Genomic DNA, 22,021 nt, shown 5'->3' on the forward strand with positions numbered 1-22,021 from the left:
TCTGCAGTGGTTTTTTAATGGACCCATTTATAGCCAATTCCCCATACTGTTAAAAAATGATCGTCGACGGGAAAGCCTGCTTGGCGAACTTTTTCGCGAATGTTGCGGACATGCGAATCGACTGTTCGTCCTTCAGTTTCCGAGTCGTAGCCCCATACTAATTCTAATAACCGGTCGCGTTCGAATACTTTATTCGGATTTTTCATTAACAGACCAAGCATTGAAAATTCTTTTGGGGTGAGACGAATCGATTTTTGTTCATAACTCAACTCAAAACCTTCTTCGTCCCAAAGCAGCCCTCTAAATTCGATTCGTCTGGCAGGCGCACTTCGACGCAACACAGCTTCCATGCGTGCAAGCAATTCTTCTTCGCCAAAAGGCTTAGTCATGTAATCATCTGCTCCGAGGCGTAACCCTTTGACCACGTCTTCTTGTTGCTCGCGAGCTGTTAACATAATGATTGGGATATCCGAAAATTTGCGAATGTCTCGACACACTTCCCAGCCATCCATATCGGGCATCATAATATCTAGCAACACCAAATCAAAAGATTCTTTTTTTAATAACTCCAAAGCTTGATAACCATTAGCTGCTTTTGTACAAACGTAGTGATGTGGCCGCAAATAAAGGGCAACTAAATCAAGCATTCGTTTTTCATCATCCACTAACAATACTTTATGAATGGTCTCCACCTCTTTTCAAGCGAACCGTCACAGTCGTTCCTTCGCCAACTTGGCTGTCGATGTTGATCTGTCCACCGTGTGATTCGACGATTTCTTTAGCAATCGCTAAACCTAGCCCTGAACCCCCTCGTTCACGTGATCTCGATTTCTCCACACGGTAAAGACGGTCAAAAACAAATGGCAGCTCGTCTTCCGGTATGCCTTGCCCCTCGTCACGAATTCGAATCGCGATTTTGTTTTCTTCCTCAGTGCATGTAATCCTCACGTCGCTGCCTGAAAACGAGTGCTTACGGGCATTATCTAAAATGTTAAGCAACACTTGTTGAATGCGTTCAGAATCGACATACGCCTGCAAGTCTTCACTGCACTGAACCGACAAAGTGATTTGTTTTTCCTCAAATGCCGGTTTCACTAAAAGAGCAACCGAATTTAATAACTCAGCAATCGAGACTTTCTTTTGTTCAATTGCAAACTGATTGCGATCCAATTTAGCCAAATCAAATAAATTACCAATTAAAGACGTTAAATGAGCGGTTTCCTCGCGAATGATGCTCAAGTATTCTTCGCGTTCTCGCTCTGTTGTATCCCCACGTTCCAAAATATCTGCATAACCTTTAATATAGGTTAGCGGTGTTCGCAATTCATGTGAAATACTCGACAAAAATTCATTGCGCGCCTTTTTCAACCGATCGAGGTCTGTCGATAACTTCGTAATCGCATTGGCTAATTCACCCAGTTCATCATTTCGTTCATTTGATAAATCGACTTGATTGTTGCCTTGGCTTAACTGCTCTGTCGCTTCTTTCATACGAATTAACGGCAAGGTAATAAAACGTGACAACAATAAAATCGTAATAATTGTTAATACTAAGGCGATCAATGCTACTAACAAAAATTGATTTTTTAAATGTCCAACCACGCGCTCAATATTGTCAGTTGGGGAAAACATAAAGACATGCCCCGCGTGCTGCCCATCAATTGTAATCGGGCTATCGGTCGCGATATAACGCTTTGTTTTCCAATCTTCTTCAACAATTTCACCTTTTGTAGATACCTTTTTAAAATCTGTATGTTGAAGAACCGCTAGCATTTCTGGCTCTAACGCATCCGAATTCACCAAAATCTCTCCTGACGCATCTGTAATGACGACGATAAAGTTAGTAGCCGCTTCCATCATGCCGACGTGTTTCAACGTCACTTCCTCAAAACTATCAGCCAACACTTCGCTATGCGTTTCACCTCGTGCCAACAAACTATCCAATACTCTGTCGACTCGTTCATTGACTAATGTCACATATAACGTCGCAAACAAGAACGCTTGAATAATTAAGATAAAGATAAAAAATAACATACCGATTTTCAAAGAAAGTTTATTAAACATAAGGACCTCCGCTGTTATCTAACTTTTTTATTGCTCTATTTGTCCAGCGTTTAAAATTTGTTTCCAGTTACCTTCTTCAAAAGTAAATGCGTGACCGGCTGCTGTGTAAATGGCGAGCTGTTCTTCTTGGAGAGGGTTTTGAGCGATGAATATAACTCCATCTTCCGGTAAATCAGGCAACTCGATTGATTGCGTATTGGCTGTTTCTAACGTATAGTTGATGAGCTCTGCTTGTGAATCGTACGTTGCGTAATACAACGACTCTTCATTGAAAAACACCGCTGTTCCGAAAACACCATTTTCTGTCAATGATGAAAAGCTATCTCCACCATCTTTTGATAAAAACACGCCTTCAGCTGAAGCTGCAGCAATTAATTGCGAATCACTTGGGTGCATTGCAAAAGCTGACACTTCGCCTGCTAGTCCAGATCCATTGACTTGTTGCCATTCTTCTCCATCATTTTCACTGCGAAAATACCCTGCGTTTAGCTGTGAATTTTCTTGAGGATTCATGACAAATAGATGATGGCTGCGATAACCAACCGCCATATGGTGAAAATCCGTTTCGCCTTCAAAGCCTAAATGATCGAGCGAACGACCACCATCTATACTTCTTTGGATTCCAATCGGATTTTGCATCATGGAGTTTGGTCCTGGATGACCAGATGTATAAAAACCATCCGCTACTGTGTTAAATCCCATGTAATCATTTGCATGTTCGGTTGCTTCTAACCACTCGCCATAGCGGTAAATTCGTAAGCCGTTGTGCGATGCAAAGTACAAACCTTTTTCATTTTCAATATAGCCCATGCCATGGACATGATCTAAGCGACCATCAAATGCCACTACTAATTCCTCCGAATTATCATCGGTTTCGGCAGTTGATGTATCGGACTCTTCGCTCGGTGCACATCCAACAAGTAGCAACCCAGTCATTAAAGGAGTTAATATCCATCTTGTTTTCATTATATTCATCCTCCGATTCATTATTTAGATTTCATTGTACAGGAAAAGTTTTGAGTTTTGGTGCAGATTCTGCACAGCAATTGCACAATTAGCGGGTACAGTACATTTACTACAAGAATGAAAGAGGGATATAGATGATTAAAAAGAAATTTTTGCTACTTACAATGTCAGCTTTAACGGCAATCACATTAGCTGCTTGCAGTGATACAGAAGAAAAAGAAGATATGAACCCAGCAGACCCAGATACGCACGTGCAAACAAATGACGAAAAAGATGACGATGCGGGGCACGGCGATATGGATCATTCTAGTTCTGGTGAAGTGCCAAAAGGCTTAGCAGAAGCAGATAGTCCAACATTTGAAGTTGGTAGCCAAGCGACGATCACTGCTGATCATATGCCAGGAATGAACGGTGCTAAAGCGACAATCGTTGGCGCCTATGATACAACCGTGTATGCATTGAGCTTTATACCAACTACAGGCGGCGACCCTGTCGAAAATCACAAATGGGTTATCCACGAAGAATTAGAAGATGCAGGTGACATGCCCCTTGCAGCTGGCGATGAAGCGGTAATTGCCGCAGATCATATGGAAGGCATGGACGGAGCGACTGCAACAATCGACACTGCTGAAGAAACAACCGTTTACATGGTCGACTTTACCACTACCGATAGTGGTGACGAAGTAGTTAATCATAAATGGATAACTGAAAGCGAGTTATCTGCTGAATAAATGATGAAATCCTCTGCGCTTTTTTGTGCAGGGGATTTTTTTGTGCTTTGTTGGGAGAATTATGCGCGGTTCTGGGGAAATACGCACGGGTGGGCGGTGCTTATGCTCGGTCCCGGGAAAATACGCGCGCTCCGCGAAACTTATGCGTGGTCCTGACGAAATACGCGCGCGCGATGAGCTTACGCACGCTCCGACGAAAATACGCACGGGTGGGCGGTGCTTATGCGCGGTCCCGGCGAAATACGCGCGCGCGGGGAGCTTACGCACGCTCCGACGAAAATACGCGCGGGTGAGCGGTGCTTATGCGCGGGCCTGGAAAAATACGCGCGCTCCAGCAAAATTACGCGCGCCCCCCCAAAAACCCGCAAAACCCAACACCCCAATTACACAAAAAAGCACGGCAGAAAAATCTGCCGTGCGCTAAAACCTAACCTTTACGACAGCAACGAAATTCGCTCACTGTACGTGTCGATTAAGTTTTGATTGTGTTCGTCGGAGCCATCGATATTGCCACTCAAAAACACCGGTGGCGCACATCCAGCATCCGCCATTTCCTGAATCGCTTGTGCGAAAATGGCGTTCAAAATTGTGGCGCCAATAACCGTTGAGGTAGGACCGAATCGAACGTCCACGCCTTCGTATGATAAGACTGCGTCACCTGCAACAGAATGATTGTCGATTACCAAATCTACTGCATTGAATAGATGTTTACCACTACTGTGTCGCGAAGTTTGACTGCCAGAATACGAAAGCGAGGTAATGCCAATCACATATGCGCCTTTTTCATGCGCCGCTAGAGCTACGTCTACCGGCACTGGATTGCGGCCAGATGTTGAAATAACAAACACCACATCGTCTTTTCGAAAATCCTGGTCTTTCAAGAAACTCGCTGCATAGTCATTTTGACGCTCGAGCTGAGATGATTGGACAGCTCCTTCGTGTAACATTAACGGTTCCACAAAAATCGGCTTGATCGGCACCAAGCCACCAGCACGGTAAAATACTTCTTCCGTTAAAATATGCGAGTGCCCACAACCAAATAATTGGATAATGCCACCCGATTGGATAGCAGTTGCAACTTTTTTAGCAGCCGACAGCATCGCTTCGGTTTCATTATTTTCGACAAGCGCTAGACGTTCATGTGCTTGCTGGAAATAGCTTTTTAACATCATGACTCAACTCCACATCAGATAGGTTCTTATGCTTCCCCAAGTCCTTCAGCAATAATTAGTTCGTCTACTTTCGCCATCAATGATTCTTCATCGCTGCCGTCAGCTGTAATTTTAACTGTGTTGCCTTTTGAAACGCCAAGTGACATGACGCCCATAATTGATTTTAAGTTTACTTCTTTTTCTTTATAAAGCATTTTTACTTCAGCCGCAAATGGTGATACTGCGCCTACTAATTTTGATGCCGGACGTGCGTGAAGCCCTTCGTCGCTTGTAATTGTATAACTTTTTTCAATCATGTCCATTTCTCCTTTTTGATTAACGTTTGATTTCGGTGGTGAATTTATAGCGATCTGCTCGGTACGTACTGCGCACCAATTCAAATGGCACATCGCCATCTAAATAGCTGATACGTTCAATCATTAAGATAGCGGCTGGCACATCAATTTGTAACAGTTCGGCATCATCTTTTTTGACCATTCCGGCTTCCATCCGCTGGGTGGCATGACTGATTTTCAGCTGCTGATTGTTTTCTATCATCGCATATAGCGATCCTTGTAGCAAATCCCGGTGTAAGCCTGGAAAGCGTTCGACCGGCAAATAGGTCCGTTCGATGGCCATGGTCTTGTCATCGGCAAATCGGATCCGTTCGATAAAGTAAACTTTTTCACCATCTGCCAACTGCAAATCGGCTGCAACGTCAGCTTCAGGTTCTAAAATTTCAAAGCCGATGATTTTATTGCTCGGGGTCATACCGCGAGCTAGCATGTCTTCTGTGAAACTCGTCAAGCCGTTCAACGGCTGCTCTACTTTAGGAGATGCCACAAATGTGCCCCGGCCTTTTTCTCGATACAGCAAACCTTCATTAACTAAGTTTGTAACCGATTGGCGCACCGTCATCCGGCTGACGCCAAAATACTCGGTCAACTCCCGCTCTGATGGAATCGCCGTCCCTACTAAAAAATCTCCTTGCTGAATTTGCTGTTTCAACTGTTCTTCTATTTGAATGTAAATCGGAATTGGCGATTGTTTGTCCAGCACTGTGATCACTCCTCGTTTGCCGCTACCAAGCTATATGCTTCCTTATCCACAATTAGTGTAACATGATTGTGTTTCCATAAAAACGACGCTGGAAACTGTTCACTAATCCGTCCTGCCAACAACCGCTTGACTGCTTGCGCTTTGTTTTTCCCAGAAACCAAAACGAGAATTTGTTTGCTTTTTAAAATCGACTCAATCCCCATCGTAATTGCATGGGTCGGCACTTCATCGCGGTCACTGAAAAAACGGGCATTGCTGTTTCGTGTCGAGGGATCAAGCGATACGCAATGCGTCAAACTTTTTTCTGGGGTACCCGGTTCATTAAAGCCGATATGTCCGTTCATTCCCATGCCGAGAATTTGCAAATCAGGTGGTCCAATTTCATGAATCAACGCTTCGTAACGTGCGCATTCTGCTTCAACTGACTTTGCTTTTCCATCCGGAATATGCGTGTTTTCTAACTTTATATCAATATGACCAAACAGTTTTTTATTCATAAAATAACGGTAGCTGTTTGGATGAGTTCCTGCTAACCCTCTGTATTCGTCCAAGTTTACGGTATGAACGTTCTGATACGAAATCCCACGTTCTTTGACGCCTTGAATAAGGTTTTCATAAAGACCAAGCGGTGTCGAACCCGTTGCAAGCCCGAGCACCGAATGATCATTTTCTAAAATTTGTTGTTCTACTAACTCTGCCGCCTTGCTGCTCATCTCTTCGTAGTTTTCGACACGTATTAGTTTCATACTCGATTCTCCTTCTTATAAGCAATCGTTCCTCTGCAAATCGTCAGTTGAACAGTAAAGCTGTCATCGACAATCGCTATATCTGCGTCCATACCAGCTTGTAGCTTGCCTTTGTTTGAAAGCCCGAGTGCCGCCGCTGCGTTAGCAGAAGTCATCGCCACTAGCTCATTCAAACCGCAACGCGTAATCGACTGGACATTTTGAACCGCTTTTTCCATCGTTAAAATACTGCCCGCCAATGTGCCATCAGCAAGTCGCGCATCTTTTTCAGTTACCTGCACATCTTGACCGCCCAAATCATAAACGCCTGCAGACAACCCTTTCGCACGCATCGCATCTGTAATAAGGATTAAGCGTTCTGCTCCTTTTTGACGAAAAGCCAGTTCAACAGCAGACGGATGACTGTGAATAAAATCGGCAATCACTTCTACTGACAAATCGTCTTCTAACAATGCCGCACCGACTACGCCAGGATTGCGGTGGTGAAGCGGACTCATTTGGTTGTAAAGATGCGTCACATGTTTTGCTCCGCTGCGTACAGCTTTTTGCACTTCTTCAAAGGTAGCGTTTGAATGTCCAATCGAAATCGTTACTCCCTCATCTGCTAAACTTTTGATGAACGTTGAGTCATCTGCTGTCTCTGGAGCCATGGTCACCACACGAATTTGATCGCCGCTTAGCTTTTGCCATTTATTAAATAGCGGCAAAGACGGAGTCACAATGTGTTCAATCGGTTGTGCGCCTGCGCGTTTGTCGGAAATAAACGGACCTTCTAAGTGAACACCCAGCATTTCTGCCTGACCTTCTTGTGCGTCAAACGCTTGAATGTTTTTCAGCGCTGCTGAGATTGCCTCATCCGTTTGCGTCATCGTCGTCGCAAGAAAACTTGTCGTGCCTTCTTTTGGCAATGCAGCGGCCAAGCCGTTCAGTGCTTCAGGTGTACTGTCCATCACATCATGTCCAGCAGCTCCGTGAATATGGATATCAATAAAACCTGGCAACGCCGTCCACTTTTTACCGGTTGCATCGACATAGCTATCTGCTTGTACCTCAAGCTTTTCAGCAACGCGTGTGATTTGTCCATCTTCTATTAAGATATCTCCTACAAAGCTTTCTTCGTTAGCATCCGCAATGGTGATGCCTGAAATCAATAAACTATTCTTCATTTGGACCACTCCTTGCGAAAAACCAGGAAGATCTCGGCGGATGTCCCTGGTTTTCAGCTTTAGTTATTCGACTTTCAATATGGAAGCTGTTCCTTGTTCTTGGAAGCCGTCTTTTATCATCGTCACTTTTTGTTCCGTTAAGTTTGTAAAAATGACCGGTGTCGCAATCGAAGGTGCATTTGCTTTTAAGAATTCCAGATCTAGTTTCAACAAAGCATCTCCGCGTTGCACGAATGTGTCTTGTTCTACTAATGTTTCAAAGCCTTGACCTTTTAATTTAACCGTGTCCAAACCAACATGGATTAACAGGTCGACTCCTGTATCTGTTTGAATACCAATGGCGTGCTTTGTTGGGAACACACTAACAATACGACCGTCTACTGGTGAATAAAGAATGTTGCCAGTTGGCATAATCGCAAACCCTTGCCCCATCATGCCTGTTGCAAATACTTCATCCGGCACTTCAGACAATGGAATGATGTCCCCTTGAATTGGCATTTCAAAATCTTTCGCAGCAATCGCTTGTACTGCCGCTGCTTCGTTTGTTTTTTCTTCTTCTACCACTGATAAATCACTAGGTGCAGGATTGCCATTCGCTAGACGTGGCTTCATCGCATCTGCTAAAAATTCTACTGCAGTTCCGATTACCACTTGAACATTTGTTTTATTTATTTTCATAACGCCCATCGCACCATGGCGTTTTAATTCTTTTTCGTTTACACGGTCTGAATCTTTAACTGTCAAACGAAGACGCGTCGTGCAATAATCGACTGCAACGATATTATCAACGCCGCCCAGTCCTTCAATTGTGTGGTATGCACGAACGTCCACTGCATTATTGCCTGTTCCTGCATTTTCTGCGCCATCTTCGTCTTCTTCTTCACGACCTGGTGTTTTCAAGTCCAGTTTGATAATCAAGAAGTAGAAGATCACAAAGTAAATGATTCCTATACCCAGTCCAACGACTAGAAGCAATAACGGATTTGTTGCGAGACCATAATTGAGCACATAGTCAATCGCTCCGGCAGAAAAACCGAAACCGTGATGAATATCTAATGCATAAGAAACCATCATTGACACACCCGTGAGTAGAGCATGAATCACATATAATAGAGGAGACAAGAACATGAACGTGAATTCAATTGGTTCTGTGATCCCTGTTAAAAATGAAGTAAATCCGATACTGAACAGCATCCCGCCAACAACTGCTTTACGTTCTTTTTTAGCAGCCGCATACATCGCAAGACATGCTGCTGGTAAACCGAACATCATAATTGGGAAGAATCCAGATAAAAATGGTCCTGCTGTTGGATCGCCTTTTAGGAAACGGTTAATTTCCCCGCGCACCACTTCTCCAGAGGCATCCGTGAATGTTCCAAAATCAAACCATACAACTGTGTTGATTACATGGTGTAATCCTGTTGGAATCAACAAACGGTTTAAGAACCCGTAAGCTCCTACGCCGAACATCCCGGCATTTAAAATCCATTCTCCCGCACTATCAAGACCTTCTTGAATTGGTGGCCATGCGTACCCAAGAACACCCGCTAAAATCGTCATCGTCGCTGCGGTAACGATCGGCACAAATCGTCTCCCCCCGAAGAACGCGAGCCATTGCGGGAATTTCACATTGTAGAATTTATTGTACAAAAGACCGCCGACGATACCGGATATAATCCCGGCGAAAACCCCCATATTAATCGTATCGTTAATCGTGACGATGGCTGAAGTTAAAACAAGATAAGCGACAGCACCTGCCAAAGCTGCTCCACCGTTCCCATCATGAGCGAGACCCATGGCAATACCGATTGCAAAAATAATTGCCAAGTTATCGATAATTCCGGCACCGGCAGCTGACATAAACGGAATGCCAAGCATGTCGTCTTGTCCAAAACGTAGCAATAACGCTGCGGCTGGCAATGTAGCGATCGGGAACATTAACGATTTCCCTATTTTTTGTAGAAAACTGAACATAAATTTCCACCCCTTTTATATATTCTTAATTTTCACTATAAACACAATCGGTATAGTTGTCTATACCAATTTAAGAATTTCTTAAAATAAAGTAAGCGTTTTCTTCTAACTATCAATAAACTCTAGTGTCTACGCCCTTTTTTACTTATCTACACGTACAGCGCGCTAATTTGTATGACTTGAAGGTTGGCTTTGAGCGCACGGCAGGTTTTTCTGCCGTGCTTTTTTGTGTAATTGGGGTTGGGGTTTTTGCGTAGAATTTGCGGGGCGCGCATAAGCTTCGCTCAACGCGCGTATTTTCCAAGGACCGCGCATAACCTCTTTCGCACCGTGCGTATTCTTGTTGGAACGTGCATAAGCCCCGAGGTCGCGCGTATTTCTGCTGGACCGCGCATAAGTTTCGCGGAACGCGCGTATTTCTGCTGGACCGCGCATATTCTCACCGGAACGCGCATATCAAACTGCTACTTAAAATCCCCAAGAAAAATTCAGGGGATTTCATCATTTTTTCAGCCAATAACTCGCTTTCAGTTATTCCTTGTCGACGAACTAATCGTCGAATAGCAAAAAAGAAGCAGAACGCTGAAGGACATCTACTCTCCTTTGCGCTGCTTCTTCAATGTTTAATACAATAAGTAATTTCTTCTAACTTTTTTAAACTCTTTTAACTCTCCTTGCCAACGCTCTTTCATTTCTTCTACGGTCATTCCTTCTTTTATCCCGTTACTGATCCATTCATTCCCTATCAAATTATTGAAGAATGAAGTTAATTGTAGTTGATCTGGATACAGATCATAAATAGTTTTGACTATGTGCAATCCTGTCTCTATTGGAAGATAAGCTTCTCGATCGGTGACATGAACTTGAACACCATGCGATAACTTTCCAACATGTTTAGAAAACGCCGGCGTAAAAGAAGTTGCGCGGAAACTAACTCCTGGTAGTTGCAACGCATTTAGTTCTTGTGCAAGTTCCGTACTATTAATGAAAGGTGCGCCTATATATTCGAAAGGCTTTGTGGTGCCACGTCCTTCTGAGGCATTTGTTCCTTCGATCAATGCCGTTCCTGGATACACCAAAGCGGTATCGAGTGTCGGCATATTAGGTGACGGTGGTACGAACTCCAGACCCGTCTCGTCATAATAAGATTGTCGTTGCCATCCTTCCATTTTTACAACTGTTAAGTCTACGCCAATTTCAATTTCTTCATTAAAAAATTCTGCAAGTTCTCCAACGGTCATTCCGTGACGAAGAGGGATGGCGTATTGACCAACAAACGAAGCATACGCTAGGTCTAACACTGGCCCTTCTACTTTTGTGCCGCCAAGCGGGTTCGGTCGATCTAGTACGATAAATGGAATGCCTTGCTCTTGTGCTGCTTCCATCGCTAAAGCCATAGTATAAATATACGTATAGAATCGCGCTCCCACATCTTGAATATCAAAGATTAACACTTCTATGCCTTCGAGCATTTCAGGCGATGGCTTACGCGTTTTTCCATAAAGACTATAGACAGGTAACCCGGTTACTTCATCAATATAATAATCAACGTACTGCCCTGCCTGCGCATCTCCTCGTACACCGTGCTCTGGTCCATATAATGCAGTCAAATTAATTTCCGGATCGTTGTTTAACAAATCGACAATGCTGTTTAGTTCCTGATCAACACCTGTAGGATTGGTAATTAACCCGACATTTTTTCCAATTATCAATTCTTTTTGTTCTTCTAGTAATACTTCGACGCCAAGTTTGATATCTTTATGAGCTTTCCGATTGTCTTTTGATTTCCCATTGCCATTGTCATGGTCCGCAAACGCAATGGATAAAGAAGTTAGTACTAATAAAATCGTTGTCAATAATGCTATCCCTTTTTTCATTACTTTTCCTCCTTATGATTAATAATTTACGCCATGTCCATACTCATAAAGTATTTCTCCAGTTAGATTTGGAATCGTGACCGGCAGTTTACCTGTAGGGTTTAACTCACCCATTATTGCCGCGGCCATTGCCTTATAGCTTGCCGTACGGAAACTATATTGCGTCAAGTAGGCATCAATTTCGGGGTATGCCATGATATCGTAAGGATTTCGGATGGCTACCCCAACTACGGGTACTTGTGATTCAGCGATTACTTGATTGACTAATTTCATTTGATCGCTCTCTGGTGAACGTTGCGATAGTGATGATGTGGAGGTTCCAACAATTACGACTTTTGCTGTATTAATCGTTTCTAACTGATTTTCTGTTAAGGGTTTTGTGGATTCGATCCAAACCGTTCGATCGTGTTTTAATTTTATTTCTTCATATAATTCTGTTGAAGAGGAATTACCAACTACTACTAATAACTCTTCAGCAGTTGGTGATAAAGGCAGTACACTTTCATTTTTTACTAAAGTAATGGATTTTTCAGCAGCTTCTTTTTCTACTTTTTTATGTTCTTCAGAGCCAACTACTTGTAATGCATTTGCTGTTTTCTCCTCTAATGAAACGGGTGATTCTTCTTTCAAAATACTCCGTTTCATTTTTAAACTTAGAATGCGTTTAGCAGATGCGTCAATACGTTCTTCTGTTACTTCACCTGAACGAACTGCTTCATAAAGACCTGTTGCCACTTGCTCGAGTCCAACTGGCATTAGGACAATATCAGTTCCAGCGTTTACTGCACGAATTACCGCATCTACTGGACCAAAATGATCTGCAATCGCTTGCATATTAAGTGCATCGGTAAAAATAACGCCTTCATAGCCCATATCTTCTCGCATTAACTCTGTCAAAACTTTATAAGAAAGCGTCGCTGGCAAATTGATTTCTGTGCCATCTTTTTGTGAAATGACTTTAGTATCGTCAATTTTTGGGAATGTTACATGAGCGGTCATGATGGCATCAATATTAGCTTCCATGGCTTTTTGGAAAGGGTACAATTCGACAGCTTTCAACCGTTCCAAATCGTAAGGTACAGACGGCAAACCAAGATGTGAGTCTACCGCTGTATCTCCATGCCCTGGAAAATGCTTGGCAGTCGCAGCTGTTCCTGTTTGTTGCAGCCCTTTTGTATAAGCAACGCCTAGCTCAGCAACAAGTTCTGGCTTTTCCCCGAAAGAACGAACGCCTATAACGGGATTATCTGGATTGTTATTAATATCGAATGAAGGAGCAAAGTTCATATTGATGCCAAGTGCTGATAATTCTTCTCCAATTGCTCGTCCTACATTTTGAGTAACCTCTGCTGAACGCGTAGCACCAAGTGCCATATTGCCAGGCATGTCGGTACCGGACTGCAAACGAGTGACAATTCCACCTTCTTGGTCAATCGTCATTAACAAGTTATGCTTTTCAGCCGCCTGTTGATAATTATTGACCAATTTAGTGGTTTGTTCCGTAGTTACTACGTTTTCACGGAATAAAATAACGCCGCCTAGATGGTATTTTTTCACCAATTGTTCGATTTCAGGCAACAAAGAGGTGACATTCTGTCCATTCCATTTTCTAAAATCAGGCATTAACATTTGGCCAACTTTTTCTTCCATGGTCATTTGTTCGATTGCGTGATCGATTAATTGGTAGCGATCGCCACTTTCCTTGATAACAGAAGCCGTAAACGTCGGTTTGCCTTTTTCTCCTTTATTTTTAGCATCCGGCTTTACGTGGATGGCAATTTTATCTGTGTACTTCCCATCTGTAACTTGGACAACTGTCTTTCCTGGTTTGTCTGCTATCGAAACAAGTCCAGTTGAATCGACTGTCGCGACGGTTTTGTTTGTAGAATGCCAACTTAGATTAGTTGTGGTGAGCTGATAATGTCCTTTATCGGCAAGATGCAATGCTTTAAGCTGAAGGCTGTCGTTAACCGTGCCCGCTTCAACTTCAGGAACGTTTTGAAGAATGACTAAATCTGTAACGAAACTTTCTGCTGCTGCTTTATCTGCTCCTGCATACAATGAAGAAACGATCAATGTGGTGATTAACATCGGCAATAATAACATTTTTTTCACGTTGTTCATTTTCCAGCCTCCTAATTAGTACTTGCGCAAGATCCACTCATTGTGACTCTTCATAGGTTCTAGTTTTTCATTATCGGCAGCCAAATTTCTCACGTATAATCCGCGGCCATTAACCGAATTATCCGTGACGTAACGAAAACGAACAAACTGCGTTTCTTCAGGCAAGTTCAATTGATAATTTGTCCAGTGTTCGCTATTCCCTGTTAATTGAAGCAACGGTTCGCTCCAGTTTTCACCATCGGCTGATGTTTCGACATAGCCGAAATCCGAATTTTGTTCAATGCGATGCCATGCTTCAAAATGAATTGAAGACGCCCCTTCTACAGCAATCGTCATTTGACGATTTTGCGTGTCTCCATATCCTGCAAACCATGCTTTTTCTTGATTTTTTATAGGAATGGCAATGGCATCGGCAACTTTCCGTGCGAAGTCCCGACGAATGAAGTTCGTTGATACGGTCGCTCTTGTAGGGTGCACGCGATTTGTTAACAAAATAGCCGTTGTGTGATTGGCACGATTGATAACAATGCTTGTCCCGGTATAACCAGTGTGACCAAATGAAGTCGAATCGGATAATGCATCCATATACCCGCCTTGATTTAACTCCCAACCTAGCCCGTGGTCAGACCCTGGAAATTCGGGAAGTTGATTGGTTTCTAGCATGCGGACTGTTTCTTTTTTCAAAATTTGTTGTCCTGCGTATTTGCCGTCATTCAAAAACATATGTGCCAGCTTGCCTAAGTCTAGCGCCGTGGAAAACACGCCGGCATGACCCGCAACGCCATCAAGTGACCATGCATTTTCGTCATGAACTTCTCCCCACACCATTCCTCTACCAATGGCCGGCTGATATTCCGTTGCCGCAATTCGATGTTTTAGTGAAGCCGGCGGGTTGTACATCGTATCTTTCATACCCAGTGGACCTGTTAGTTCTTTGCTAATAAATTCATCCAGACGCATACCTGAAAACTTTTCAACCAACGCCCCCAACGTAATTAAATTAAGGTCACTGTATTTATACGTAGTTCCAGGTGAATTGCTAAGAGGGTAATTCAATACATAGTCAATTCGTTCTTCACGTCCTCCTTTCTGCTGATAGATTGGCACCCATGAAGTAAATCCAGAAGTATGTGTCATCAACTGTCGAATCGTTACGTCTTCTTTGCCATTCTCTGCAAACGCTGTCAAATGCATGCTGACTGGATCATCTAGCTGGAAAAAACCATCTTCGTACAATATCATTGCAGCTGTAGTTGTAAAGATTTTGCTAATTGACGCAATATCAAATATCGTCTCTTTTGTCATGGCGACAGGGTTTTCCATTTCTGTTCGCTTATCATCTTTATACAGAGCGGCATAGCCATAAGCGTCGTGTTTAACAATATGTCCACTTTTGGTGGCAAAAGTAACGATGCCCGGTGCCGTACCATTTTCTACCGCTGTATTCATCAGTCCATCAATTTGCTCTAACGGTTCTTTGATTAGTCCTGAACTTTGTGCAGATCCTTTATGTAGTACTGAAGATAATGGGGTTGGTGAATCCCATTGCTTAACTGAAGTAGCTGCCGTAGGTGTTGGATGACTTAAAGGTAGTACTAGTACAATTGCAGCAATTGCTGCTGCTTTGAGACTTAACCCTTTTTTCATGCTATCCCTCCAAATTCATTTTTATGATGCACAGCCTTTATTCTTTAAGGGTACCGAAAGCTTTACCAAGTTCCTATCCAACAATGGAGCTGTATTTACAATATATTCCGAATATTATATTTATAACTCCATTTCCAATTACTTACTTGAATGAAATTTTACTGATTAAAAAGTAACGATTTTAAAGAAATTTAATTTCATTGCAATCAAACACTTTGTGATTAGATGTTCTCTATATCTCTTGTCTCCAAAAGAAAGAGTACATATTTTCTCAGCATCGTGGGTAATTTCCGCCTCCACGCGTATTTCTGCTGGACCGCGCGTATTTTCCAAGGACCGCGCATAACCTCTCCCGCACCGCGCGTATTCTCGTTGGAACGTGCATAAGCCCCGAGGTCGCGCGTATTTTTGCTGGAACGCGCATAAGTTTCGCGGAACGCGCGTATCCACCCTCGCACCGCGCATATTCCACGCCAAACGCGCGTATCCATCTCCCACTCACTACCTAGCAAAATTTCTCCACAAAAAAACTGCAGCTAGCTCGACTAGTTCGAGTTACTCTACAGTTTGAATAGCCTAAATTCCTCTTCAAATCCATTCTATTTGAAATTTAACTCCGCCTTTAATGTATGCTAGTAGCGCTAGATCTTCTTCTATCACTTTGCCAATCACATTTACTTTATCATCAGCTGGCAAATCTCTTTTCGTAATTTGCAGCTCGCCTCTATAGCGACCGTACTGTTCATTATCCACCGTAATGCTGCCTTTACTTCGAGAAATGGTGTTTTCCGGTTTCAGTAAATGCGTACCGATTAAGCCGTATTGCCAAGATTCCACTGACCGAATGCAGTCCCGAGCGGCATCCCATCGATTGGTTTGAACCGGTATTTCGTCCATCTTCAAGAAGTTCTTTGCTCTTAGTATAATGACCCCTTGCCCCAATGCCTCGAATTGCTTCAAGCTTTTCTCGCTGAGCGTAATGTCACCAACCAGCACTTTATTTACTGCCCCGTTGCCTTTTAAATGTAAATAAGCTGCAAAAGGTGACACATCTCGATGTTCCTCTAAAGTTGGTAATCCTTTGTACAAAGGACCTCTAAGCACTTCATCTCCTGGGATAAAAGCCATTACCGTCAAGCCTTCGCTTTTCAACCATAGATTTGTTTTGACAAATTCTATAGAATCTAACCCGGTTTCTGGTCGTGGATAGAAGTTATGCCACATTTCCACACTATCTTTCTGCAGTCCTGATTCCATCAGTGCAACAAGTCCCTCTTTTGTTAATGTGCTGGCATTTAATGCGATTTTCATCTTACGTGACAAATTAGCAATTATTTTATCATCGACTCCATAATCTATTCGTAAGCCCGTCACACCCCAGTCCAACAAACCTTCTGTATTGTGCCAATCAAAGCCAAGGTGAGCCAAAGATTGCGGCGCAATATCCGCTACTAACTCCATTTTAAATTGCTGCGCCCAGTTTCCTAGTTGCTGCAATCGTTCTTTATAGAGGTTCGGGTTGTCCTCTGGAATATGGAGTGAAGTAAAAATAGAGGTAAATCCAATCTTGCTCACTCGTTCAATATATGGCTTTAATTGCGGAAACGATTCGTCCCCCAAATACACCGAAATTCCAAGCATTTTGTCAGCTCCTCTGAATAAAAAAAAGGGAGATTTCTCTCCTTTTTTTTAAATACCTTCTGCCATCTCTTCTTTGAATCCAAACAGATAGGTGAAAATAAATCCAAAAATGTACGCAACAACCAATCCGACAAAGTACCAAACATATTTACTTTCAGCTATTAAAGGAATCAATGAAATACCAGATACTCCGATTCCAAGAGCTGCTGTATGCATAACTGCTTGGAACGCACCTCCAAATGCAGCTCCCATGCACGCTGTGATAAATGGTCGTCCAAGTGGTAAAGTCACACCGTAAAGTAAAGGTTCTCCAATACCTAAGAATCCAACAGGTAAGGCGCCTTTAATGATGTTCTTTAATCGTTGATTTTTTGTTTTCACAAATACTGCAATCGTTGCCCCAACTTGACCCGCTCCTGCCATTGCCAAAATCGGCAGTAACGCTGTCGTTCCTACAGTGTTCATTAATTCTAAGTGAATAGGTGTTAAGCCGTGATGCAATCCAAGCATAACAAGTGGCAAGAAGAATCCTGCTAGAACCGCGCCCGCTAATGCCCCACCAACATCAAGTACAGAAGTTAATACGGTCATAATGCCATCTGATAAAACACCGGCGACTGGCACAATCGCATAAAGAGCGAAAAATCCTACGATTAATAATGTAATTAGTGGTGTAAATAAAATATCGACCGAACTATGCATCACTTTACGAACATTTTTCTCAACAAAAGTCATCAACCAAGCGGCAAAAATGACACCAAACAAGCCACCTCTACCGACAACTAAAGGTTCTCCGTAAATCACGATATCTGCTAACATCGGATTAAACAAAATTCCCCCAGCAATCGCGCCAAGCACCGGCGTTCCGCCAAATTCTTTCGCTGTGTTCCACCCAACTAAAATAGCTAAGTACGCAAATACAGTGCTGCCGAGCAATAATAAAATCTGCATCCATGTTTCAGTCGCATCGACACCCGCATTCTTCGCGAAGTTAGCTGCTCCGTTAATAATTCCTGAAGCTACTAAACCTGGAATTAACGGAATGAAAATATTACCGACGCGACGCAAAAACAATTTGAATGGCGTTTTATTCTTTTCTTTTATTTTAGCTTGTTTCAAAGCTGCTTTTTCGGTGAAATCCATATCGTCTTCATTTACGTCGGCCATTTCACCGATCGCTAGTCCGGTTTCGTTACTGATTTCAGCAGCTACTTTGTTGACAGTTCCCGGACCTACAACAATTTGAAGCGTATCGTCTTCGACAACACCCATTACCCCATCTACACGCTTGAGTTCATTGAGATTTACTTTGCTGTCATCTTTAATCGATAAGCGCAATCGCGTCATGCAATGTGCTACTTGGTTGATATTCTCTTTGCCCCCAATTTTTCCGAGAATATCCTTTGCCATTTGTTGTTCCTTTTTCATACAACCCCTCCGCTCCCCTAAATGTTATAAAGCTTTGCGAACAAATCCACCTGCTACTTCTAGTTTTTCTATGGCTTGTTCTTTAGTGCAATCTAGTAAACTCATGACAATTGCCGTCTTCACATGACCGTCAGCTTTTTCGTAAAAATGTTCTGCCGCCTCATAATCGACTTGCGTTGCATCCATAATAATACGCTTTGACCGTTCAATGAGTTTTGCATTCGTGGCTTGGACATCTACCATCAAATTCCCATAAACTTTTCCTACACCAATCATTGCTGCTGTTGAAATCATATTTAGCACGAGCTTTTGAGCAGTTCCGGCTTTTAGACGAGTAGATCCCGTTAATACTTCTGCACCCGTTTCGATTTCGATTGCTGTATCGGCATATTCACTAATCTCCGATTGTTTATTGCAGGAAACTGCAACTGTCGCTGCACCAATTTGTTTAGCGTATTGAAGTGCCCCGATAACATAAGGGGTGCGGCCACTTGCTGCAATGCCCACAACTGTATCATCTGCCGTTAAGGAAATCGCTTCCAAATCTTCTTGGCCGAATTGACGACTATCTTCTACGCCTTCTATGGCTGTCTTTATCGCTTCTGCACCACCTGCAATAATCCCAACAACTTGATCTGGGGAGACACCAAAAGTCGGCACACATTCAACTGCATCCAAAATTCCTAAGCGACCGCTCGTTCCAGCGCCAATATAAATCAATCTGCCTTGTTTCTTAAAGGAATTAATGACTTTTTCGACTGCTTCTTCAATGCTCGCCAATTCGTTTTCAATGATCCCTGGAACACTTTTGTCTTCTTCGTTCATCGTTTTCAATATTTCTAGCACTGACATTTCATCCATTTTCATGGTGTGATTGTTACGTTTTTCTGTGGACAAATTCTCCAGCATCAGCTCACCTCTTCTTTACATTGATTTCTTGTCTTAATTCTATCCTTAAGAAACTTAATGTCAATATATTTTGAATAAAATATGAATTTTAATTTCATAAAGAATATAAAAAAAGAGCCGAATTATCGACTCTTACCTTCTCAAACGCTCCATTTCACCGCGTGCATCATAATATTGCTGCAATACATTTTCTCCAATATGATGGAAAATACTCAAATACAAGGTATCAATCACTGTCAATTGCGTCATACGTGAAGCAAGACTGCCAATGCGAAAATCTTGTTCAACGTTTGGTGTACACAAGTGAATGTCCGCTTCTTTGTATAATGGAGATTTACTCAGCGTCGTGATGGCAATAACGGTCGCGCCTTTTCTTTGAGCAAACCGAGTAAGTTCTAGCACATCTTTTGTTTTACCAGACGTACTAATAGCAACGAAAACATCCTTTTCTGTTAAATGTGGAATTACAGAAAGCATATGATGAAAATCCAATGAAGTAATTGAATGATACCCAAGTTTCGTAAATTTGTATTGCGCATCAACAGCAGCTGTCGAAGAACCCCCTACACCAAAAAATACGATTTTTCGTGCATCACGAATTGCATCTACCGCTTTTGTTAACTCTTTACGATCTAATGAATCGGCACAAGATTCAATGGCTGATTTGTTTACTTGAATCACTTTATGAAAAAGGTCATATGGTGAGTCTTTTTTATTCAACACTGAAAAATCCGTTAAACTTGTGTCTGTTAAAGTTAAGTCTTTCATCAAAGCAAGTTTAAACGATTTATAGCTCCCAATACCGATGGACTTACAAAAGCGAATAATGGTTGCTTCACTCACAGCTGCTTTTTTTGAAAGTTCTTTTGTCGTCATATGCGGAACCGCTTCAGAATTCCCAAGAACGTATTCTCCAATGCGACGCTCTGCTTCCGATAACTCTGAAAGCGCTTGTTCGATTTTCTGTCGTAAAGAAGTCATTTGTAACCTCCTGTATTTCTGTTAGTGTGCGCTGTATGTATTATCTTAAACTCTTTTGTTCAACTTATATAGCATACACGAATTTTTTGTGTAAATAGTGATTAATTTTAGAGATTTTTTTTAGCAACCCGCTATTTATTTTGTTGACAGTTTCATTAAACAGGAATAGAGTAGGCTCATATTTTACTTCGATAGTATGAGGAAGTGTCTGGAATGCGGTCCTGGAAAAAAAAGCGGTTGACTGTTTCGCCGCCGTTAGTGATTGCTGGTAGTTTTTTGTTTTTGATCTTTGTGGGGACTTTACTTTTGAAGCTACCGTCCGCTACGACCCGGCCGATTTCTTGGACGGATGCTTTGTTTACGGCTACGTCCGCTACGACTGTGACTGGACTAAGTGTCTTTGATCCAGGTACTGTGCTGACTGCTTTTGGGGAATTGGTTCTTCTTGTGCTTATTCAATGCGGCGGTATTGGCTTGATGACGTTTGCGGTCGCGATTCTTATTTTATTCCGCAAAAAAGTGGGACTTCAAAGTCGAATTTACCTGCAGGAATCGTTCACCCAAAGTTCAATTGGTGGCATCGTCAAGCTCGTCAAATTGATTTTGACGTTTGCTTTAACGGTAGAAGCTGTCGCAACCATCCTTTTGACCATTTACTGGATCCCCCAATTTGGTTTTAAAGATGCACTCAATTACAGCATTTTTCATGTCATCTCTGCTTTTAATAATGCAGGGTTTTCTTTATTCCCTGACAACATGATCAGTTTTGCTGGCGATCCACTGGTGACGATATTGATTTCTTCCTTGTTTATTATCGGCGGCATTGGTTTCACAGTCGTTATGGATGTTGCACAAAAGAAATCATTTCGCCGGTGGGCATTGCACACGAAGTTAATGGTAGGCGGTACCTTAATTTTAAATAGCTTAGCCATGTTGGTGTTCTTCCTATTGGAATACAATAATCCGGGAACGCTCGGCAATATGTCGTTGTTTGATAAACTGGTGACGTCTTATTTTAGTGCCGTGACGCCACGAACTGCTGGATTCAACATGCTGGACTACGGCGCACTTGAAGACCCGACTTTGTTGTTCACAATGCTGTTGATGTTTATTGGCGGCGGCAGTGCTTCCACTGCTTCGGGCATTAAGTTGACCACGTTTATCGTCGTCATTTTAGCAACTATTTCTTTTTTGCGGTCACGGAGAGAACCGGAAATTTTCGGCCGTTCTATTCGGCTAGAAACCGTCATTCGGTCGCTTGCCATCACGACGATTAGCGTCTTGCTCGTTGTTTTTTTCTTGTTCCTATTGACCGTTACCGAAAAGATTCCGTTCTTGCCTTTAGCGTTTGAAGTCGTCTCAGCGTTTGGAACTGTCGGCTTGTCGATGGGCATTAGCGGAGACATGACAAGCATTGGCGAAGTTTTACTCAGTATTGTCATGTTCACAGGCCGTATTGGCCCATTAACCTTGTTCTTTATCTTAATGAAACCTCGCAAAGAAAATTACCGCTATCCTTATGATCCGGTATTTACGGGGTGAACACAAAAACGNTCG

The 22,021-nt window shown here is 42.6% G+C and carries 18 protein-coding genes; 2 read left to right on the plus strand and 16 right to left on the minus strand.

From position 1 onward, the window contains the following. Positions 1 to 14: 14 nt before the first annotated feature. From GPDM_RS15130 to GPDM_RS15140, 3 genes are read right to left on the minus strand one after another with little or no spacing between them, the layout of a single operon-like run. Positions 15 to 683: a response regulator transcription factor gene (locus GPDM_RS15130; RefSeq protein WP_237704170.1), complete on the minus strand. Its 669-nt coding sequence runs from the start codon at positions 681 to 683 to the stop codon at positions 15 to 17. Continuing rightward, complete coding sequence (locus GPDM_RS15135) at positions 676 to 2,064, minus strand: sensor histidine kinase (protein WP_008432731.1); 1,389 nt, start codon at positions 2,062 to 2,064, stop codon at positions 676 to 678. The genes GPDM_RS15130 and GPDM_RS15135 overlap by 8 nt, the downstream gene beginning before the upstream one ends. Before the next feature lie 27 nt (positions 2,065 to 2,091). After that, a complete protein-coding gene (locus GPDM_RS15140) occupies positions 2,092 to 3,030 on the minus strand; it encodes a F510_1955 family glycosylhydrolase (RefSeq protein WP_008432733.1) in 939 nt (312 codons plus the stop codon). Positions 3,031 to 3,164: 134 nt separating this feature from the next. On the opposite strand from GPDM_RS15140, the gene GPDM_RS15145 reads away from it, so the two are divergent. Next, entirely contained in the window at positions 3,165 to 3,761 is a 597-nt protein-coding gene (locus GPDM_RS15145; RefSeq protein ID WP_008432740.1) for a YdhK family protein, read from the plus strand. Between the two features lie 434 nt (positions 3,762 to 4,195). Here GPDM_RS15145 and GPDM_RS15155 read toward each other — a convergent pair whose 3' ends face one another. The 13 genes from GPDM_RS15155 to GPDM_RS15220 form a co-directional block, all read right to left on the minus strand. Next, complete coding sequence (locus tag GPDM_RS15155; RefSeq protein WP_008432743.1) at positions 4,196 to 4,930, minus strand: SIS domain-containing protein; 735 nt, start codon at positions 4,928 to 4,930, stop codon at positions 4,196 to 4,198. A gap of 29 nt (positions 4,931 to 4,959) precedes the next feature. Further along, positions 4,960 to 5,229, minus strand: coding sequence for a phosphocarrier protein HPr (locus GPDM_RS15160; protein ID WP_008432745.1), 270 nt, complete (start codon positions 5,227 to 5,229; stop codon positions 4,960 to 4,962). Positions 5,230 to 5,248: 19 nt separating this feature from the next. Beyond that, a complete protein-coding gene (locus GPDM_RS15165; RefSeq protein WP_008432747.1) occupies positions 5,249 to 5,971 on the minus strand; it encodes a GntR family transcriptional regulator in 723 nt (240 codons plus the stop codon). A gap of 5 nt (positions 5,972 to 5,976) precedes the next feature. After that, complete coding sequence (nagB, locus tag GPDM_RS15170; protein WP_008432749.1) at positions 5,977 to 6,717, minus strand: glucosamine-6-phosphate deaminase; 741 nt, start codon at positions 6,715 to 6,717, stop codon at positions 5,977 to 5,979. After that, positions 6,714 to 7,883, minus strand: a complete 1,170-nt coding sequence (gene nagA, locus GPDM_RS15175) for an N-acetylglucosamine-6-phosphate deacetylase (RefSeq protein ID WP_008432750.1) — start codon at positions 7,881 to 7,883, stop codon at positions 6,714 to 6,716. The genes nagB and nagA overlap by 4 nt, the downstream gene beginning before the upstream one ends. A gap of 63 nt (positions 7,884 to 7,946) precedes the next feature. Next, positions 7,947 to 9,857 (minus strand): N-acetylglucosamine-specific PTS transporter subunit IIBC, encoded by a 1,911-nt coding sequence (gene nagE / locus GPDM_RS15180; RefSeq protein ID WP_008432752.1) that lies wholly within the window; start codon positions 9,855 to 9,857, stop codon positions 7,947 to 7,949. 623 nt (positions 9,858 to 10,480) lie between these two features. Continuing rightward, on the minus strand, positions 10,481 to 11,734 hold the full coding sequence (locus GPDM_RS15185) for an exo-beta-N-acetylmuramidase NamZ family protein (RefSeq protein ID WP_008432754.1): 1,254 nt from the start codon (positions 11,732 to 11,734) through the stop codon (positions 10,481 to 10,483). Between the two features lie 18 nt (positions 11,735 to 11,752). Then, positions 11,753 to 13,858 (minus strand): glycoside hydrolase family 3 protein, encoded by a 2,106-nt coding sequence (locus GPDM_RS15190; protein WP_008432756.1) that lies wholly within the window; start codon positions 13,856 to 13,858, stop codon positions 11,753 to 11,755. A 15-nt stretch (positions 13,859 to 13,873) separates the two neighbouring features. Beyond that, a complete protein-coding gene (locus GPDM_RS15195) occupies positions 13,874 to 15,505 on the minus strand; it encodes a serine hydrolase domain-containing protein (RefSeq protein ID WP_008432757.1) in 1,632 nt (543 codons plus the stop codon). 588 nt (positions 15,506 to 16,093) lie between these two features. Then, positions 16,094 to 17,146, minus strand: coding sequence for a DUF871 domain-containing protein (locus tag GPDM_RS15205; protein WP_008432760.1), 1,053 nt, complete (start codon positions 17,144 to 17,146; stop codon positions 16,094 to 16,096). 48 nt (positions 17,147 to 17,194) lie between these two features. Continuing rightward, entirely contained in the window at positions 17,195 to 18,574 is a 1,380-nt protein-coding gene (locus tag GPDM_RS15210) for a PTS transporter subunit EIIC (protein WP_008432762.1), read from the minus strand. A gap of 24 nt (positions 18,575 to 18,598) precedes the next feature. Then, positions 18,599 to 19,483, minus strand: coding sequence for an N-acetylmuramic acid 6-phosphate etherase (gene murQ / locus GPDM_RS15215; protein WP_008432764.1), 885 nt, complete (start codon positions 19,481 to 19,483; stop codon positions 18,599 to 18,601). Positions 19,484 to 19,615: 132 nt separating this feature from the next. Beyond that, the gene (locus GPDM_RS15220; protein WP_008432766.1) at positions 19,616 to 20,464 is read right to left on the minus strand and encodes a MurR/RpiR family transcriptional regulator; all 849 of its coding nucleotides are present in this window, start codon (positions 20,462 to 20,464) and stop codon (positions 19,616 to 19,618) included. Positions 20,465 to 20,677: 213 nt separating this feature from the next. Between GPDM_RS15220 and GPDM_RS15225 the strand changes: the two genes are divergently transcribed. Continuing rightward, entirely contained in the window at positions 20,678 to 22,006 is a 1,329-nt protein-coding gene (locus GPDM_RS15225; RefSeq protein ID WP_008432768.1) for a TrkH family potassium uptake protein, read from the plus strand. Positions 22,007 to 22,021 lie beyond the last annotated feature (15 nt).

Origin of the sequence: Planococcus donghaensis MPA1U2, from assembly GCF_000189395.1 — a bacterium.
In the GTDB taxonomy this organism is placed as follows: Bacteria; Bacillota; Bacilli; order Bacillales_A; family Planococcaceae; genus Planococcus; species Planococcus donghaensis_B.